Here is a 17,878-nt window from a genome sequence, read left to right on the forward strand (position 1 = left end):
TGAACCAGAACACCGCCGTCCCGACAGAGCTTTAGCAGGTCAGAGCCACAGTTCCCAAGATCGGGGATTGTGGCTTTTCTGTGTTAGGTCACCCAGGTGTCATCGAGAGTCCCGCTCCCGTACCGTGCTGCCCGGTGACAGATGTCGTGTCCAAATGCGGATTAGATCCACACTGCTGACTCGCCCATCCACGCCAACGCGGAAGATGCACTCACATGCCAACCCGCCCGTTCCCATGGGTGACGTCCCCTCGGGTGGTGTAACTCCAAGCTGTTGATGCAAGCCCCAGACATGGGGCGAGCCATCGTGTGACGGTCAGCGAGTTCCCGACCAAAGGTTCTCGCGGAGGACACCACACGATGGCTCTGAACCAGTCTGCCCTGCTCAACCTGCTGGAGCCTTTGAAAGCCGCCGACGCCGCCGACGTCATCCGCCAAGCGCTGAACGCCGCCGCCGCATCGACCAGGCGCTGTTCGCCGTGGTCATGGAGGCCTACCTGCACGGGGTGTCTGCCCGCAGAGTCGATGACCTGGTCAAAGCACTCGGCGCCGAGACCGGGATCTCCAAAAGCGAGGTCTGGCGCATCTGCGCCGACTGGACAGCGAAGTGGTCGCCTTCCGCGACCGGCCGCTATCTCACATCACCTTCCCCGCGGGCCAGTACGTTGCGCATGAATTGGACGCGGCAGCGCTGCCAGGAGGTGCCGAGGAAGACCGCCCGCAACGCAGCCAACCAGGCCGGCGTGGGCGTCGGTCAATTCCGGCTCGATCGTGGCTCTGGCACTGACTTCCTGCGTTGACCCGTCTCAGCCGGTGAGGAGGATGCGTTTGCGCAGGAGGTCGGGGTTGTCTCGGCCGAACATCTGCCGCTTGAGCATCTTGATGCGGTTGACGTTGCCTTCGACCTTGCCTGAACTGTGGGGCAGGGTCAGGCCGGCTTTGGCGGCGTCGAAGTCGCGCCGTAGCCCCGTGATGAAGGAGTGCAGTTCCGGCAGGTCGTCGGCCTGAACTCGCTTCATCCACTGTTCCAGCCCGTCGCCGGTGAGGTGGGCCATCATCTTGGCGAAGGCGCGGACGTGCTCGCCGAGCGCGGCCAGGGCTTAAGGCCTGCAGGTGCTGGTGTTCGTCGGCGTCGAGGCTGTCGGGGTGGCGGAGGAACCAGCTGGTGGCCTGGCGGACGGTAGGCGGGGATGGCGGCGGCAGGGCGATGGTGGTCTTAGACCTCCTAACAGAATGATCTCCGTTGTGGTTTGATCTCTCGCTGTAGCCGGGCGAGAGGAGTGGCAGGTGGCGCGGCTGAAGCCGTGGGAGGTCGGCGACGAGTTATGGGCGGTCATCGAGCCGTTGCTGCCGAAGCATCAGCGCCGGACCCGCTATCCGGGCCGTAAGCGGCTGGATGATCGCCAGGTGCTGCAGGGCATCTTGTTCGGCCTGCACACCGGGATCGCCTGGGAGCACCTGCCGCAGGAACTGGGCTACGGCTCGGGCATGACCTGCTGGCGGCGTCTGGCCGAGTGGCAACGTGCGGGGGTGTGGCAGCGCCTGCACGAGGTCCTGCTCGATCGCCTCCGTGCTGCTGACGCACTCGACTTCTCCCACGCTGTCGTGGACTCCTCCCACTCAGAGCGCTAAAAGGGGGGCGCAGACCGGCCCGAGCCCGGTCGATCGAGGCCGTCTGGGCAGCAAGCACCACCTGATCACCGACGCCACCGGCATTCCCTTGGCGTTCACCCTGACCGGCGGCAACCGCAACGACGTCACCCAGCTCGTGCCGCTGCTGGAGGCCATCCCGCCCGTATGCGGCAAGCGCGGTCGGCCCCGCCGACGCCCTGACGTCGTCCTCGGTGACCGCGGCTACGACCACGACAAGTACCGCAGGCTCGTCCGGGCACTGGGCGTGCGCCCGCAGATCGCCCGACGCAGCACCGAGCACGGCTCCGGCCTGGGCAAACAGCGCTGGCTCGTCGAGCAAGCCCGCACTGCTGCACAGCTTCCGCAGACTGCGCATCCGCTGGGAAGTACGCGAGGACATCCACCGCGCCTTCCTTAGCATCGGCTGCGCCCTCATCTGCTGGCGTCGCCTCAGCTCATTGCGTTAGGAGGTCTTAGTGCCAGAACCAGTCTTCAACCGGAACCGACAGGCGTCGGAGATGGCCAGCTGGACCCCTGTCATCCCTGATCCACAACTCGCTGGAGCGCAATCGCGATGTAAGCACGTCGACATTGCGGGTGGCGGATTACCCAGGGCACGCAGGACAAAGGACTTCTCTTTCCTACTCCACCAACGACAAGTCATCGGCGGAGTAGGAAAGAGAACGCCGTGCTCATAGAAGGCGTCGGTCAAGTTGCGTTGAGTGTAATGTTAGTCGCGTGCCCGATCCCTGGCTCATGCGCGTTTTTGTAGTCTGTTAGGATCAGTGAGTGCGCCTGTGGCTGCCGTCGTCCGTGGCCGGGAAGTTCTTCTTCGCCCACGCACCGACCGCGCGGGTGCTGGTGAAGTTGATGCCACCGCCGATCACCCCGCCCACGACGGGTGCCAGTTTGGTCAAGTTCACGATGCCCTTGGTGCCTGCCTTGGTGATCAGTCGGAAGCCGACCGTCTTGTTGATCTGGATGAGAACGCGGCCGGGAACCTGCTTGATGGCGCTGATGGCGGACTTCGTGCCGATCTGGACGCCCGCCTGCGACAGAGCCTCGGCTGCTGAGGACCCGATCAGCGAGATGAGGACGACGGAGCGCACCTCTTCGGAGCGGAGGTCATACCCGCGCAGGTGCGCGATCGCGCCGGATAGGCGCGCCTGGGTGAGCCACAGCGCTGTGAGGTCGGCGGGCATCGTGACGGGCAGAGTGATCAGCCCGCCGAGACCGGTCAGAAATCCGGTGCTAGAGGTGATGCGAACGTGCGTCGCGATAAGGCGCTGGATGGCCTTCTCGACGTCGCCGTGCTTCGTGAGGTGTTCCTCCGCGACCTGGATGGATCCCTTCCACGGGCCCCCACCGTCGACGCCGACGTTGAGGATCTTGTCGATGACCTCCTTGGCCTTGCTGCCGAGGCGCTCAAGTGGCGTGGGATCGGCCGTAGCCGACTCGGTGGAGTGCTCCGCATCGGATAACGGGTCGGTTTGATGCTCGCTCATCTACTGCCGCCTGGAGATTCTGGGGGTGCTGGGAATGCTTAGCGTGACTCAGGACGCTCAAACCAGCACGCGGGTTGACAGATCGAATCAAGAACGGATCCGCTGAGTAAAGCGGTCCCGGCTTCGGTGGAGGCTCTAGTACGTACCGGCTTTCGTGGAGTCCCTTTGGTTGACTTGCATGCCTGAATCGCGCTGGCTGCGCGGTCAGCCGCAACTGGGACCTGTACGAACGCAACACCGCTGAGCGCTGCATTGATCGGCTCAAGGAGTCGATGCCCGGACCACGGAGGGCGTGCCCCAGCTCCTCGACAAGCTGCTTGGAATCGCGGAAGACCAGGCGTTTCTCGCCACCGTGTTCCTTTCGCACGCATCCCTGTCCACCGACGAGCGAAGACGCTCGGAGGAGGCGTTCGCGCAAGCCCGGGATTGTGTCATCGTCTCCACCTCGACGCCCGCCGAGCACCCAGGGGATGCCGGACGCGCCGTCGGCGGCGAAGGAGGAGCGGTTCTTGCGGCCGATCGCCATCTGCGCGCCGCAGATCAGCAGGCCGGCAACGCCCGCGACGATGACGCCCCACTTGCCCCAGCCGAGGATGGTCGTGATCGGCCCTCCCAGGCCCGGCAGTGCGACCGGCGCCGGATTCAGCACCGGCCCCGCCTGAAGCATGTCGGCAACTGCGCTGACCAGCATAGATTGCCCTCCCTTTGCTGACGTGGGGTGGATGGATTGTCGCGATTGGTAGCGTGACTGTCACGATCCGTGGGTATTCCAGAGCGCAAGCAGTCTCAAACCGCTGCATCCGTCTTCAGGTATTCATAAGACGTGCTGTCGCAGTCGCGTGGGGGAAACTGAACGGTGACCGCTGACCACGAGGAGTGACCATGACCGATCCGCTTGGCCGTGACCCGGACGTGCTGACCACCAAGGAGCTGGCCGCCAAGCTCGGGCTGTCGGCCCAGACCGTCCGCCGCATGGCCAGCGCCGGCCAGATCCCGGCGCTGCGGACCGGCAAGGACTACCGCTACTCGTGGAACGCGGTCCTCGACGTGCTTCGACAGCCCCATCCCATAGCAGGGGGCAGTGGAAATGAGGAGAGCAGGCCGGGCGCCGGACGGCTGGCCACGCAGCAGGCTCGGGACCGAGCTGCGCGGGAGTCGTGACACCGGCCGGTCTCGATGACCGTGCGGCTGCTCGTGGCGGCCGCCGGTCTGCTCATCGCGATGCCGCTTGGGCTGATCCTGGCGTTCACCGCCTTGAGCGGCTCCGCCGGTTGCGGTCAGGGGCAGGACGGTGACATCCCGCCGAACTACCTACGGCCGTATCAGCAGGCCGGGCAGAAGTATGGCGTCCCCTGGCAGGTGCTCGCGGGGATCGGCAAGGCCGAAAGCGACCACGGGCGCGGTACCGGTGTCGGGATCCGGGATGGTGCGAACCGCGCTGGCGCTATGGGGCCCATGCAGTCCCTTGGTATGACCTGGGCGGCGTACGGCGTAGACGGGAACGGCGACGGGCGGACCGACGTCTACGACCCGGCCGACGCGATCCCGTCGACGGCGAAGTACCTGAAGGCGAGCGGAGCGCCGGCGGACATGTACCGGGCCATTTGGCGCTACAACCACGCCGACTGGTACGTCCGCCGGGTCCTCGACTTCGCCCGCGGTTACTCTTCGGGCTCGGCTGGCGTGGGGGAGGAGCTGTGCGCGCTTCCCTCGGCGCCGACTGCCGTGGCCGGCCGTGTCCTCGCCTACGCGCGGATGCAGCTTGGCAAGCCGTACGCGTGGGGAGCCGAGGGGCCCGGCGCGTTCGACTGCTCGGGGCTGACCATGCGCGCCTATCAGTACGCGGGGATCCTGCTGCCGCGCGTCGCCGCCGACCAGTGGCGCCAGGGGCCCGCTGTCACTCGCGGCCAGGAGCAGCCAGGCGACCTGGTCTTCATGCACCCGGGAGCCGGCGGGCCCGGGCACGTCGGGATCGTCGTCGCTCCCGGCCAGATGATTCACGCGCCACACACCGGAGACGTCGTGCGCTACGCGTCCTATTCGGCTCGTTCTGACGTGGTCGGGTTCACCCAGCCGGCAAGCTTGATGGAGAAGAAATGAAGGGCCTCACCCTGGCCGAGCTGCAGCAACTGCCAGCCACGGTCGACCTGCTCACCGCCGCCCGGGCTCTCAGCCTGGGGCGAACCAAGGCGTACGAGCTGGCCAAGAAGGGAGAGTTCCCCTGCCGCATCATCCGCGTCGGCGTCGCCTACCTCGTACCAACCGCTGAGCTGCTGAAACTTCTCGGGATTGATCTGCCGATAGCAGCGCAGTAGGTGCAGGGGCTGCGAAGCCTGGTGTTCCGCAGTGTGTGGCCACCAGCGTAGGAAGTGAAGCCGGGCCAGGGACGAACCGTCCGCTCGGATGCGTGGCCGGGGTCCGCTTTCGGCGCGTTCCACCGATTTTTGCAGCCTCGGTTCGTCGGGCTCGTCCGCCCACCTACGGCTCACATGCCCGCCTATCAGTACACGCTCGCCCCAGATTGCTACATGGTCGTTGGCTCACGGCAGTGATGATTGCCGATGCGAGGTGACGCAGACGTCCATGTCGTCGAGGAAAGCCGGGTCGTATTCGTCGTCCACGTGGTTGCTGTTCCAGAGGCCGGAGCTGCGTACTTTATCGTTGGCGGCGTGTAGGCCCAGCCATGTGGGGGAGGGAGGGTCGATACCTCCGATACGTCGGGAAAGAAGCGCGATCGAGTTCGCTTCGATCTTGCGGCGTATGTCGCGGTCCGGTACGTCCAGCCAGAGCAGCGGCATGGCGGCAATGAGTGCCGTCACCGCGAGCTCGAGTGGACTTTCGGCTTGTCGCTGCCGGGCGGTGACGTGGGTCTTCGGCCAGGATTGCGCTATCTCCGAGGGCCAGTCGCCGCTAGCGAGGAGCGCGTAGCCGACGTGGCGACGGAATATCGAGCCGCGCTGGTTGCCGCCGCCGGGGTTGGTTCCGCTGATCTGGCCACGATGTTGAGCGAGCCGGGTCCACAGAGTTGTGCGTGAAGTGGGGGTCAGCGCATGAGTGCCAACTCTCACGACGCGGGGCCGGGCCCCGTCGGCGCGAGTTTCGCCGTCCTGGAAGAAGAAATAGACGCCGTGCGGTGGCCATCCGCTGGCCGCGGAACACTGATAGAGGCGGCGTGGCCCACCGACGCGTTCGGCCAGCTCGTCGAGCAAGGCATAGAACCGGTCGGTGTCTTGTCGTCGTGCTGTGACGTCGGTCATGTCACATGCTCCACGGTGATACCGACGGGGTACTGCTCGGCGGCCTGTTTCGTCCAATAGCAGGCGAACGCGTGGCCGAGTCGACGAGGCGTTTCCCGCATGGCCCCTCCGCCGGCCACGCCTGTGACGGTGACTAGCAGCGCGCTCAGGCTGGCACGCCGCCAGGGCACGCGTCGGATCAGTCGGGCGTAGTCAGTACTTGCCGCGGCGAAGGCCACGACGTAGGGCACACCGGCGTTGCGGGCCTCCGCGATCAGGAGGTCTTCCAGTAGGCCACGCGGCCAATCGGCCAGATTCATGATCTTGTTGTATGTGCCTATGGGTTCGTCGCCGCGTACCAGGCCATATCCGCCGCTCAGGATGAGCAGCGGCGCCTTTTCGATCACGGCACATGTGAGAGGGTCCTGGGCGGCCGTGTAGAACTCTCCGATGTAGCGACGCCAGGCAGGCAGTGCATGGCGTTCGTCCAGCCGCGCCGCCTCCTGGTTGCGTGCGCGGGCTGACAGGAGTGCAGCGGGCCACCGCGGTGCACCTTCGGTCCAAGGCTGGCCGCCGTCACGCTTGCGTTTCGAGCAGGGGATCACCAGCAGCGTGCTGCGGGGGTCGATCTGTTGCAGCGCTCGTACGTCGCTGCCGGGCGACGTGGCTGTCGCGGTCGGTGCCGCTGGCTGTCGTGTCGGGATGGGTTCGTAAGGCGTGGTCGGGCTGCTGCGGCGGAAGCTGACTGTTCGTCCTGGTTTCACCCATTCGAGGGTGTAGCCGGCGGCGCGCCATGCGCGGACGTGGGAACAGTCGCCGTGCCACCACTGCGGGTGGTGGCGGGTCGCGGAGGCGGGGATCGTTCCGACGATCCGGATCAGCTCGCTCCACGACAGGGTCACCTGGTCTTCGGGACGGGCGGATAGGAATGCGGTGAGGTTGGCCCAGTCAGCCCGACCGCCTTCAGTCGGCACGGCGGCCCACCTGCCAAACGTGGTGGCATTTTTGGCAGCGGTACACGTCCCAGTCGACGTAGTGCCATGACGCCATCGTGTCGTCAGCGGCGGCCTCAGGTTCGTCGTAGGCCCATCCCTGGTAGGCGCCCACCTCGACGTCCGCGGATCCGCACCGTCGGCAGGCAGTGCGGGGCGTCCGCGACCAGTGGTGATCGCAGGAGGTGCACACCAGGCCGATGCGTCCACCAGGCAGCGAGTGGCCACGAACGTCTTCTTCGGAACCGCAGATCCGGCAGTCTAGCTCCGCTAATGGCCCTCTCGGCAGGGCGTCGCGAGTGCGCAGTCGCGGCATGCCCGTAGGGTCGATCTCGACGTCGAAGGTGCGTCGTACGCCTGGTGCTACCGCCCAGAACACTACAGGGCCGTATCTCGCGAGGGCCGCGATTTTCCTATGTATTGTGGTTGCCGGATTGGTGACCTGGTCGAGGGAAGCGCTGCCGATTGCGGCGAGCATCACCTCTAGTGACTTGGTATCGCGCTTGGTCTCGGCCACGACGAGTGGGCGTCCGCGGTCGTCAAGGACCGCCAGATCGAGCGCGTCGTACTCGAACGCAACCTGTCGTGCCGGCCATCGGTGCTCGATAACGATCTCGGCGAACGCTGCGATCTGGACCAGGTACTCACGATTCAGTAACGGGGCCGGCCCGCGTGAGAAGAGGTTGTAAGGCCCCTTGTTCGGCGCTGCCCCGGCGAGCCGGAACGCCCCGTCGGCCTGCACCTCCACAAGTCCAGCGCCTCTTGCCAACGCCAGACCATTGGCCTCATCCAGGTGTAGCGACGGCCGGAGTCGCAGTGTCTCGTCAGGCAGCACCCGCTTCCGGGCAAACTCGGACGCCCATCCATCCAGCTGCCGTCTGGACATTGCGAGGAGATCATCCATTGCCCCTCCTGAACCCTCGCACTGACGATAAACCGGAGCACCGACAAGTAGCCGTGAAATGCCTACCATTCCTGGTCATCCTGCGGCTGCCTTGCTGCACGGCCACGCGGATCGGCCGGATCGATCTCCGGACTGCTATGGGGGTGAACAGTTCACCGGCGCGCCAGAACTCGATGATGCCGCTACGGCGCTCGTCGACTTCGGTCGTGACGTATCCCTGCGGATGCGTTCGCTCCTGTGACGACAAATTCCCAGAGATCATCAGTTCCTACGCCGAGGACTTGCCCTTGCCTGTCCTGATCGGACGATCGCAGGCAGCGCATTCGTACCGGAGATCCGTCTGTCCCCAGCGTTCATGCTCGTAGCGGATCAGCGTTCGCTGGCAACGTCCGCAGTCGTCGCCCGGTTGCCCGCTTCCCGGCGCCGCCCCGGGACGGCGTCGTTGTGCGCGGCGTACCGCGTCGGCGAACGCGCGGTCTTCGGTACGGAGCACTACTCCCGGCTTCGGCCCGAGAAGCGATGCGGACGAGGACCAGACGACATCGCCGATCACGGCGAGGGATTCCCGGATGGGCTGGCACGGGCGGATGTTGATTCCCTCCCTCAGGGCCTGGAGGCCTGCCACGGATAAGTGGCCGTCCGGCTCCGGTTCGACCCAGATGGTCACCGCCTCCTTGTCGGCGTCGTTGTCTGGAAGGAGTCGCAATGCTGGCACAAGAGCGGGCAGAGCCCTCAGCGGTGCTGCGGGCAGCCACATCTCGACCGTTCCCGCTCTGGTGATGTCGTCGTTCAATCGCTCAACGACGCTGCCTTCCACGTGCTGGGTGCCGCCGAAAGAAAGGGCGACGGCTTCCTCCCACGACAGACGTTCTGCGCGATCGAGCAGGTGCGCGATGAATGTCGACACCGCATCTCCCGAGGAGCGATGGCGGTTGAGCGCGTCGAAGGCACCGATGACGATCAGATTGTCACGGGCGCGGCTCGCCGCGACGTTGAGTAGCCTTGCACCTTCACTTCCACTGCCGCCCTCGGTGAACCACGGGTGCAGTCGCGTGATGCCGTGGCCGGTGTCGACCGAGTCATAGACGACGATGTCGCGTTCGCCCCCCTGGAAGCGGTGAACGGTGGAGGCGGCCCATTCCTCTGAGCGCGATTCGGGAAGGAGAGCCTCCAGCAGGCGGGCCTGGGGGGCGAACGGGCTGATTAAGGCGACGTCGTGGGCCTTGTTCGTCGCACTGCCGACCAGCGCGGCGACCAGCTGAGCGTGCATCAGGTTGTAACGCGAGAAGATGCCTTGTTTGCGCGCTGTCCGCGCCTGCATGTCCGATGTGTCCACCACCACGAGCTGGCCGGTCGCCCATGGAGCCCGGCTCCTTGCCGCTCTGATCCCCACACTCGAGGCCGTGACGAGTGGGCTTTCGGGATAGAAGGCGGCACTGACGATGTCTCCGATGCGCTGACGCATGCGGTATTGCTCGGTCAGGGCGGCCAGACGGGCAGGCGGACGTCGCGCTGACACGGCAGTGTCGATGCCCGCCTTCTCGAAGACGCTGCGCCGCAACCACTCGTGGGCCAGTGGGGTGTCGGCGACGGCGATCGGCGGCAACTGGCGGAAGTCCCCCGCGATGACGGTGTGCCCGCTCCCCATCCCGGCCACGAGCATGGCCAGAGCGGCGCTGGTCATGCTCGCCTCGTCGAGAACGACTACATCGAAGGTGATGTGCTTGAGCGTTTCGAGGACGACCTGATGGGCCGTTGCCGCCACGACCGTGGCCTCCCGGCAGACCTGACGACGTACTGCGAGCAGCTTGTCGTCCAGCTCCTGCTTCACAGCCTCAAGTTCGGTGATCTCAATCTCCAGCTTGAGTCGCCTCGCTTCTTGGTTAGGCGTGAGCCGGTCCTTACGACGCCGCAGGGCGACAAGCCCCTTGCGGCAATCGCGGAGTCGCTCACCCACCTTCACGCGGTGCTGAGCGAGGGGAGCGCCGCGCTCGGCCGCGATCTCGTCCACGAGAACCCTGCCGGCCGCGCGGTCGACCAGCGACGGATCCGCTGGCTGACCGAGCCGGACCACCCGGCCTCCCGCAACATTCGGCAGACGCTTCAATACCGCCTGAACCGCCACGTCCAGCGCCGCGTTCGTCGGGGCGGCGAGCAAAACGCGCTTCCCGCGCTCGAACAGCTTCGCCACAAGCGCGGAGACCGTTGTCGTCTTTCCCGTCCCCGGCGGCCCCCACAACCAGGTGACTCCCGGTGCAAGGGCGAGCTCGACTGCGTTGCGCTGACCCTCGTTGAGAACTTTCAAATCGGCGTAGGCCAGCCTCCCCCGCGACGGAGACACCTTGGCCCTCGGAGGTGTGACCACGGCGAGGGCTGCCTTGGCGTTGAACCCGGGTCCACCATGAGTGAGCTCGTGCAGCCGTCGGCTTTGTGCGGTGAGTAGCCAGGATAGGTCGAGCCGCAGGGCCGCCTCCCGCACCGCAGGGGCATCCGGAGGCATCGAGAGGGTAACGACGTTGCCGAAGACGGAGATGACTTCGACGGCTACCTGCACATCCTCCATGATGAGGGTGGCCGGTGTGCCTTCCTGGATGCCCAGATCGCCCTGTGCCTCGAACCGCATCAGCTTCCGTCGGCTGCGCGCCCTGCCGGCTTCGGTTCCGTCAGACAGCGGCACGTCGGTCTGGGTCCGGCTCTTCGTGACCGCGTGTAGCTCGTCATGGAAAGCACGGGACGCCCCAGCCGCCACTTCAGCCCAGCGCGCGGGTACGGGTCCCAAGGGCGGCGTCGGCTCCACCGCGGGAAGGCCCACTGCCGCCGCCAGTCGCCTGACTTGGGCAGCCGCCCGTTCCTCCATCGAGCGTTCCGTAACAGTCCTTGTGGGCGTCGGCTGTGCGGGAGATGGCACCCTTTCGGCTACGCCACTTGAGAAGGGTGGTGCCCATCCTCTGGGGATCCACAGTTCGTCGCGAAGATCAGCGATTCCGTGGGTGATACAGGTCTCCCACAGCACGCCAGCGTCGACACGCCGCAGACCGGCGTCGTGTACTGCCGTGAGCAGGGCATCCCGGGGCACCGGACCGGCGGACAACGCTTCCTGAACGACGGTGATCAGCCTGCGCTCGCGACCGGCTGCCATCAGCGACCCCGATCACGGGCATGAGACGGGCAAACGGCAATGCGGGGGAGCATCGCTTTCCTTTGTGGAGCATTCACGGCTGTGGTGATGCTAGTAACAGCCGGTAAGGGTAGGAATGGACAGATCTAAAATCGCAACCGGCATGTGATCTTCCGCGGACTGCGCTGTCCGGCCGCGTCCAAGCACCGTCGGCGCGGAGGGTGACCAGGCGGGTGCCCGCGGGGAGCAGAATCTTGCCGCGATAGCGGCCAATCTTGTTGATGAGGCAGTCAAGGGCTGCCGACGCGGCTGTAGGTGGGGACGATGAAGTTGGATTCGTCCTTGTGCGCGGCGCGCATGGTGCGCAATCCGCGGGTGGGGAAGAGCTTGAGCACCTGATCGCCGGGTGGTGTGCAGGCGCACGACGTCGTCGCCCTCGCCGCGGAATGTCGTGTCCATGCGCGGCGGCGGTCAGGGCCAGTACGACGAGCAGGGCGGAACAGGAGCGTTCTCCTCAGGAGGGGGTAGTGGTCGGTCCGGTAGCTGTGTGAGGTGGGTTCTGCCAAGAGGTCGTAGGTGATCTTGACGATGGTCTGGCGGCCTTCCACGGCGTCGACCCAGTCGGCGGGCAGCAGTCTGAATCCGTGCTGGGCGCTGAGGTTGTTGCCGCAGATGGCCCTGGCTGAGTCGGAGTCGCCGGACTGATTGACGGCCAGGAGGAGTGCCTTGCTGGGTGGGGTCGGGTTCGGCGAGCGCGCAGTAGACGGCGATCGCGAGTGCCTCGTCCGCGACCCATCCGGCGAGTGATTCGACCGCTTCGGGGGTTGGCCGGGGCCCGGAGGCCAGTTCGACGGCGGCGCGCAGTACGCCAAGGGTCTCCTCGTGCGCGGGGTAGCCGGGGAGACGGTGAGTGCCTGCTGTACGGCGTGCTCGAGGGAGTCGCCATGGACCAGGTCGTGGATGATCGAGGCAAACGCGCCGGCGGACAGCGAGGCTGTCGGATGCCCTTGGGTGAGGTAGGAGCAGCGGGCCGCCGTCTCGAACGGATCGAATACCGCGAGTCTGAACGGCGCGGAGCGCATGACGCTGCCGCAGCTCTTGGAGAGTGGGTTGATCTCACCGATGGAACCGGGGGCGGATACGTCCCGGTGCCGTCTGCTCGCGTAGAGCCCTGACAGGCAGGCCGTGCCCGGCGCCCGTCGCGCGTACAGCCAGTTCTCCTGCCGGAGCCAGCCGTTGCGCAGGCTGTCGTCCGGGGCCGGCGGATCGGGGAACTGCTGGGTGTCGAGCCAGCGCAGGTAGGCGTTCCGGGCGGCGACGGGGTCGGTGCGGTGGAGGCGTGCCCGGATCGGCCCTTCGGCGGTGAACAGGGTCATCTGCGTGTCGTCGGTGACCTCGGTCGAGACCATGTAGCGCAGTCCGTCCGGCCCGTAGGTCGTGCGGATCTGTTCCAGCGACATGAACTCGATCGGCTTGCCCAGGGCGTCTCCGATGGCGCCGCCGAGCATGCAGCCCATGACGCAGGAGTAGTACCCATGGCTCACCGAGCCAGGGACACGGTGACGCCGTTGGAGAAGATCGAGTCGTGCAGTTCGACGGCCTTGAGGGTCAGGTTCCTCGGCACGTCGAAGAGCAGGATCCCCTTGACGCTGTTGCCGGGGTTGATGTTGTTGAGGAACGCATTGGAACCGTCCAGGCCGAGCGCGGCGGCACCGGAGTCGGCGTCGAACTGGCGGCCCTTGGTGTCGATGAGCTTCTGCGCCGAGTCTGTGAACATCTGGGCCTCGTCGCCGATGTTCTTCACGGTCAGGTGGATCAGCACGTACTGGCCCTGGGCCTTAGACACCGTGAAGCCCTCGCCGACCTGTGACAGTCCCTTCTCGACCTTGGTGACTTTGAAGGCGAACTTGCCGTCCTTGACCACGTCTCCCAGGCCGGGGGCCTGAGGCTTTTCGGGCTTGGCGGCCTCGCTGGTCCGTCCAGGTGTGCTGGTCAGGCTCACCTGGGTGTCGCCGCCGCCACCCTTGAGCACCGTGCCGAGGACGGTCAGCCCCATGAGTACGGCGGCGCCGATGAGCAGCGCTTTCAGGCAACCGCCGCCCTTCTTCTGCACGATCACCGTCTGGGGGTAGGGCTGCCCGTGGCCGTACGAGGCAGAGTTCTGAGGGGTGCTATGCACAGGAATCTCCAGATGGGGGATAAACAGGCGCGGCAGAAGGCTGGGTACGTCGAGCCAAGACGGCGGAGGCCTTGCGGCGCGACAACCTCGTGTACCGAGTGTCTATTAGAGCAGATTGTGAATCCAGCGCACAATCATTTCCGCGATGCGTTGCGTTGCACGCGTCCGCCCGAGGTGGTCTTTGTACGCCCACCAGGGGGCAGGCGTCGGTCTCGACATCGGACGAGCTACAAGGTCGACGGCCGGTCCGTCGCGTCCGGACCCAGCGGAGGTCGCAACGGTGCCACACAGGCCGATCCGCCCCTCCGGGCAAGAGCGCGTGCTCGTCTTCAAGCGAGAGAGACAGATGCCTGGTGGATGAGCAAGCTATTGAGTGATCGCGAGCATGAGCTGGGCGGGCGTCGGGCGGTTGCACGGGTCCTTGCTGAAGGAGGCCGCCACCGCATCTCGAAGTGGCCGGGGTAGGACGGATACGTCGGGATGGTGGCTCAGGATCTGATGGGAAACGGCGTGTACGGTGAGGCCGTCGAACGCCAGACGACCGGTGGCCGCGAAGTAGATCGTGGACGCCCAGCTGAATATGTCGGAGGGCGGGCCGACCGGCTGCCCGGAGACCTGCTCAGGGGACATGTACGCGGGGGTCCCCTTAAAGCCTCCGGTCGTCATGGTGACGTTGTCCAGGGCTTTGGCGATACCGAAGTCGATCACGCGAGGGCCGTCGGGTGCGAGCAGGACGTTGGCCGGCTTGAAATCCCGGTGGACGATGTTAGTGCTGTGGATTCCTCTGAGGGCGGCAGCGGTCGAGATGGCCAGGCGTGTGATGCTGTCTCCGTCCATGGGCCGCCCGCGGTGGATGTATGTCTCTAGCGACGGTCCGTCGACGTATTCGCTCACGATGTACGCGACGTCACCCGTGATCCCGACATCGATGATCGGCGCGGTAGCGAACGGCGGAACCCGCTGCGCCGCGGTGACCTCCCGCAGAAAGCCCTCGCGTTCGGCAACCCCTGTTCCCATCAGGGTGTGTAGCACCTTGATCGCGACGCGTCTGCCGGAGGGTGCGAGACCGAGATAGACGATTCCCTGCCCGCCGCCACCAATCCGGTCGATCAATCTGTATGGTCCAAGGGCACGCATCGGTGGGGTCGCTATGGGCGGGGCACTCATTCGAGGGTTCGACTGATGCGAGTCGACAGGAAGGCGTTGCCGGAACATGGCCTGCCTCAGAACGAGGGCATGGAACGTGCCACCCCACCACGGCCCCAGCGACCAACTCCAAAAGTACAGCTGTGCCCGCCAGTCCATGCTCGGCAGTTGGCCGAGCGGTTCATTTGCGATGACGAAGACCGCGAGCAGGACCAGGTAACCAGCCGCGGCCAGACCCTGTTTCCGGCTTCGAAGCCGCATCGCGGCAGAGCCGATCACCAGGCATGTGGCGAACCCGAGCGTGAATAGAGGCACCAGCGCCCAGATGTAGCTCACGGGGACAGCAACCCCGGTAGGCCCGGCCACAGTCTCCCGTTCTTCGCCGGGAGGGTGGGCAGGTTCCGAGCTGCTCCACGGGTCCCATGACCACCCCCCGTACCCGGGTGCCGGGCGCGAGGTTCCGGGAACGGTCATGGCCTTCGGCGGGAATACACGTTTTCTCGCGAAGAGCGCATGCAGGGTGCCACCCCACCAGGGCCCGAGAATCCACGTCCACATGGCAGCCTGGTTCTGCCAGTCGTCCGGCCCGAAGCTGCGAATCCCGGCGGTCGACACGAGGGCGACAAGCACGGCCAGGTAGCAGCCGGCGGCGATCGCCATCGCCCGGCTCCTGAGCCGGTAGGCGGCGAAACCGAAGACGAGCGAGGTCAGAAAGCCGAGCGAGATAAGCGGAACGACCGTCCAGACAATGCTAAATGCGTCCAGGAGCGGGGGACGGATGTCGGTCGGCCCTGCAGGATCGCGCCGCTGATCGCTCTCTGTGGACATGACGCGAATCCTAGTGACGTGTGCGTAGACCTCCACATATATGTAGGGTGTCGACTGCGGTATTGACGGGGGACTCTCACCCCTGATGCCGGTGTCCATCAGAGGCAGCCGATAGCCGTGGTCGTGGTAGCGAGGGCAGGTTCGGCGAGAGTCGAGCTGTTCGCCGGTTTTGCGTCCACCACGTCCTCCTCCCTGCCTCTACAGTTGCAGCCGTGGATCGAGCCGAAGTTGCGGTGCGCAGACCGCAGCATGCTGATGGAAAACTTCGAGTAGGCACCGTGCTGTCGCGGTCCGGCACTCTCGCCACGGTCCGATGGGAAGACGATGGAACCGTGGAGGAGAACGTACGACTTGGGGTGCATACCCTTCTAGCCGTTGCGGGAACACTGCGCTATCAGTCCCTAGTCGATCGCCTGGCCTTCGCCGAGCGCTTCAAACGCGATCCGATGACAGTCATCCTTGAGCTCCTACGGGAGACTTCCAAGCCACTTAGGGCCACACACATCAAGGAGCAACTCGTCGAGTTCGGGCTCGAGAAAGACGCCGTGGACAAGGCATGGAAGTCCACGTACAGCAAACTCGCTAAACATGATGGCGTACGCGCTGACTCCGGCCTCTATGGATGGGCCGGACCGGTCACAAATCGGCCGGACGTCTCTGCGAACGGAGCGGCTACGACCAAGGCGCATGATTCCCGGGGCCTCGAGTTGGTGGAGCCACTGAGTGGTGTCCCGACCCCAGTCGTCCAAGACGGCCCGAAGCATGTGCTAGATATCCCTGCTCCTGCTGAGAAGCAGTCCACCGATCACGCCGAAAAAGCCTCTCAACTTAAGCGGATCCCCTCCGTTGACGTGGACTGCGACGCGAGCGCCGAACGAGGGCTCCGCGAGGTTCTGGCGGAGGTTCTCGGCAGCAAGCTGCCTCAGCCGGTCCATCGGTACCTGGTGACACCCCTGCGGGTAGGCGCGAAACTTGCAGCACAGGATGACGCAGAGATCGAGCACCTCTTCGCCGCAGCGAAAGAGCATGAGCGCACGCTCCTGAAGGTCATGTTCCTCGCGGTTCCGAAACCTGTCGAGGCCGTTGATGCTCCAGAGCACTTGGCCAGCCTAGATGCGGCCATGGTGGGACCACTCGTCGCTGCCGCCGTGGAAGAAGTGAGCAGGAGGCCGGCTCCCGGCTCCGCCATGCGAGCGGCGATTGTATGGCTTGTGCGGCGAGTTTCGTCGTCGCGGACGCTGCTAAATGAGTCTTTCGCGTCCTATATCGAGTTGGTCGCCCACCTGTCCGTGAGCCCGCAGAAAGGTGAGTTCGAAGTCCTGGACACAGCCGCCCGTGTCCTGGCCAGGATGCTCCCTGATCTTCCAGGTGACACTATCGACGTGGACATTCTCGCGCGCATCGCGCGTCCGCTGCCCTTTCATGGCAAGGGCGGTCGCGTCGATCTGATCGCGGCGGTTGAGCAGGTACGCCCTGACGCAGTGTCCGATATCAGGTGGTGGGACGGGGTGACCGTACAGGCTCTCAGCGAATGCGGACGCGGTCCGTTGGGCAGAGTCATCGCCTTACCTGACGTCATAGAACATGTTGTCCGGCCGCTCCTAGCCCGTGAGTTGTCCCTTGTCACCACTCGCGCCAGGCTAGCTTTCTTCTACGGCCTGCCCGTCGTGTTAGCCGAGCATCTCGCGCCGGCTGAAATGGCAGAAGCTTTCCGAAGGGTTGCCGATCAAGATCGGGTCGCCACCTCCTGGATGAGCAGGCTGAGCGGGCGGCAGCAGTTGGACGCGCTCCGGGGTGAACTCCGCCGAGCACGGGGCGAAGCCGAGACGGCCGTCGAGCTGGCCGAAGCCGCCGAACGCAAAGCCGTTGAACTGGCTGAGCGCTGCGCGCGATTGGAGCGAGATCTGCAGGGCGCACACAGCCACGCGATCAGCGTACGGGGCGCGCAGGAACGTCAAATCAAGATCGACGTTGTCCGTTCCCTGGCCGACCTCGCTGCGGAGGTCGAAGAATTGCTGGTCGGCAGAGCCGATCCCGGGCTCATTGTCGACAGGGTCCGCGGCCTCATTGCCAGCCAAGGGGTGAAAGCCATAGGCGCGGTGGGTGACGAAGCGAGCTTCGATCCGGCTGTGCATGATCCGCTGGTCGGCGATCCTGAGGCTGGCACGCCCGTGGTTGTCATTCGCCCTGGTTATCGTTGGTCAGCGGCGACAGAGGAGGTGCTCCTGCAGAAAGCACTGGTCGAGCCTGCTTGATGTGGATTCGGCCACGTTCTAAGAAGCCCTCAAAAATTGTCGGTCCGATGTCCTAGCGTGATCCCTGATTCCGGAGCCAGTCGG

At 65.4% G+C, this 17,878-nt stretch carries 14 protein-coding genes and 3 pseudogenes; 7 read left to right on the forward strand and 10 right to left on the reverse strand.

Going from position 1 to position 17,878, the window contains the following annotated elements:
• Positions 1 to 436: 436 nt before the first annotated feature.
• A pseudogene (locus tag HHX37_RS09690) lies at positions 437 to 651 on the forward strand (transposase); the annotation flags it as partial.
• Here the strand turns inward: HHX37_RS09690 and HHX37_RS38145 are convergent.
• Both HHX37_RS38145 and HHX37_RS09700 read right to left on the reverse strand, forming a co-directional pair.
• Positions 652 to 757: pseudogene (locus HHX37_RS38145) on the reverse strand (transposase); the annotation flags it as partial. It lies immediately after the preceding pseudogene.
• A 48-nt stretch (positions 758 to 805) separates the two neighbouring features.
• Positions 806 to 1,057, reverse strand: a complete 252-nt coding sequence (locus tag HHX37_RS09700) for a transposase (RefSeq protein WP_182882062.1) — start codon at positions 1,055 to 1,057, stop codon at positions 806 to 808.
• A 229-nt stretch (positions 1,058 to 1,286) separates the two neighbouring features.
• Here HHX37_RS09700 and HHX37_RS09705 point away from each other — a divergent pair.
• A pseudogene (locus HHX37_RS09705) lies at positions 1,287 to 2,098 on the forward strand (IS5 family transposase).
• Between the two features lie 315 nt (positions 2,099 to 2,413).
• Here HHX37_RS09705 and HHX37_RS09710 read toward each other — a convergent pair.
• Positions 2,414 to 3,136, reverse strand: a complete 723-nt coding sequence (locus HHX37_RS09710; RefSeq protein WP_182885181.1) for an EcsC family protein — start codon at positions 3,134 to 3,136, stop codon at positions 2,414 to 2,416.
• Positions 3,137 to 3,428: 292 nt separating this feature from the next.
• On the opposite strand from HHX37_RS09710, the gene HHX37_RS09715 reads away from it, so the two are divergent.
• From HHX37_RS09715 to HHX37_RS09730, 4 genes are all read left to right on the forward strand, one after another.
• Positions 3,429 to 3,848, forward strand: coding sequence for a hypothetical protein (locus tag HHX37_RS09715; protein WP_182885382.1), 420 nt, complete (start codon positions 3,429 to 3,431; stop codon positions 3,846 to 3,848).
• A 170-nt stretch (positions 3,849 to 4,018) separates the two neighbouring features.
• A complete protein-coding gene (locus tag HHX37_RS09720; RefSeq protein ID WP_182885182.1) occupies positions 4,019 to 4,297 on the forward strand; it encodes a helix-turn-helix domain-containing protein in 279 nt (92 codons plus the stop codon).
• Between the two features lie 15 nt (positions 4,298 to 4,312).
• Positions 4,313 to 5,236 (forward strand): NlpC/P60 family protein, encoded by a 924-nt coding sequence (locus HHX37_RS09725; RefSeq protein ID WP_182885183.1) that lies wholly within the window; start codon positions 4,313 to 4,315, stop codon positions 5,234 to 5,236.
• The gene (locus HHX37_RS09730; protein WP_182882065.1) at positions 5,233 to 5,451 is read left to right on the forward strand and encodes a DNA-binding protein; all 219 of its coding nucleotides are present in this window, start codon (positions 5,233 to 5,235) and stop codon (positions 5,449 to 5,451) included. Before HHX37_RS09725 ends, HHX37_RS09730 begins: the two co-directional genes overlap by 4 nt.
• A gap of 225 nt (positions 5,452 to 5,676) precedes the next feature.
• On the opposite strand, the gene HHX37_RS09735 is transcribed toward HHX37_RS09730, so the two are convergent.
• The 7 genes from HHX37_RS09735 to HHX37_RS09765 form a co-directional block, all read right to left on the reverse strand.
• Positions 5,677 to 6,393 carry a hypothetical protein gene (locus HHX37_RS09735; protein ID WP_182882066.1) on the reverse strand — a complete coding sequence of 239 codons (717 nt, stop codon included), beginning with the start codon at positions 6,391 to 6,393 and terminating at the stop codon, positions 5,677 to 5,679.
• Positions 6,390 to 7,346 carry a hypothetical protein gene (locus HHX37_RS09740; RefSeq protein WP_182882067.1) on the reverse strand — a complete coding sequence of 319 codons (957 nt, stop codon included), beginning with the start codon at positions 7,344 to 7,346 and terminating at the stop codon, positions 6,390 to 6,392. Before HHX37_RS09740 ends, HHX37_RS09735 begins: the two co-directional genes overlap by 4 nt.
• Positions 7,336 to 8,268: a hypothetical protein gene (locus tag HHX37_RS09745; RefSeq protein WP_182882068.1), complete on the reverse strand. Its 933-nt coding sequence runs from the start codon at positions 8,266 to 8,268 to the stop codon at positions 7,336 to 7,338. Before HHX37_RS09745 ends, HHX37_RS09740 begins: the two co-directional genes overlap by 11 nt.
• A gap of 268 nt (positions 8,269 to 8,536) precedes the next feature.
• Entirely contained in the window at positions 8,537 to 10,891 is a 2,355-nt protein-coding gene (locus HHX37_RS09750) for a DEAD/DEAH box helicase (RefSeq protein WP_182885184.1), read from the reverse strand.
• A gap of 785 nt (positions 10,892 to 11,676) precedes the next feature.
• A complete protein-coding gene (locus HHX37_RS09755; RefSeq protein WP_182885185.1) occupies positions 11,677 to 12,903 on the reverse strand; it encodes an ADP-ribosylglycohydrolase family protein in 1,227 nt (408 codons plus the stop codon).
• Positions 12,904 to 12,926: 23 nt separating this feature from the next.
• Positions 12,927 to 13,565: a DUF4352 domain-containing protein gene (locus HHX37_RS09760; protein WP_182882070.1), complete on the reverse strand. Its 639-nt coding sequence runs from the start codon at positions 13,563 to 13,565 to the stop codon at positions 12,927 to 12,929.
• Between the two features lie 366 nt (positions 13,566 to 13,931).
• Positions 13,932 to 15,539, reverse strand: a complete 1,608-nt coding sequence (locus HHX37_RS09765) for a serine/threonine-protein kinase (RefSeq protein ID WP_182885186.1) — start codon at positions 15,537 to 15,539, stop codon at positions 13,932 to 13,934.
• Positions 15,540 to 15,751: 212 nt separating this feature from the next.
• On the opposite strand from HHX37_RS09765, the gene HHX37_RS09770 reads away from it, so the two are divergent.
• Positions 15,752 to 17,794 (forward strand): hypothetical protein, encoded by a 2,043-nt coding sequence (locus HHX37_RS09770; protein ID WP_182885187.1) that lies wholly within the window; start codon positions 15,752 to 15,754, stop codon positions 17,792 to 17,794.
• Positions 17,795 to 17,878: the final 84 nt, after the last annotated feature.

Source organism: Microbispora sp. H10885 (assembly GCF_014161415.1).
Classification (GTDB): domain Bacteria; phylum Actinomycetota; class Actinomycetes; order Streptosporangiales; family Streptosporangiaceae; genus Microbispora; species Microbispora triticiradicis.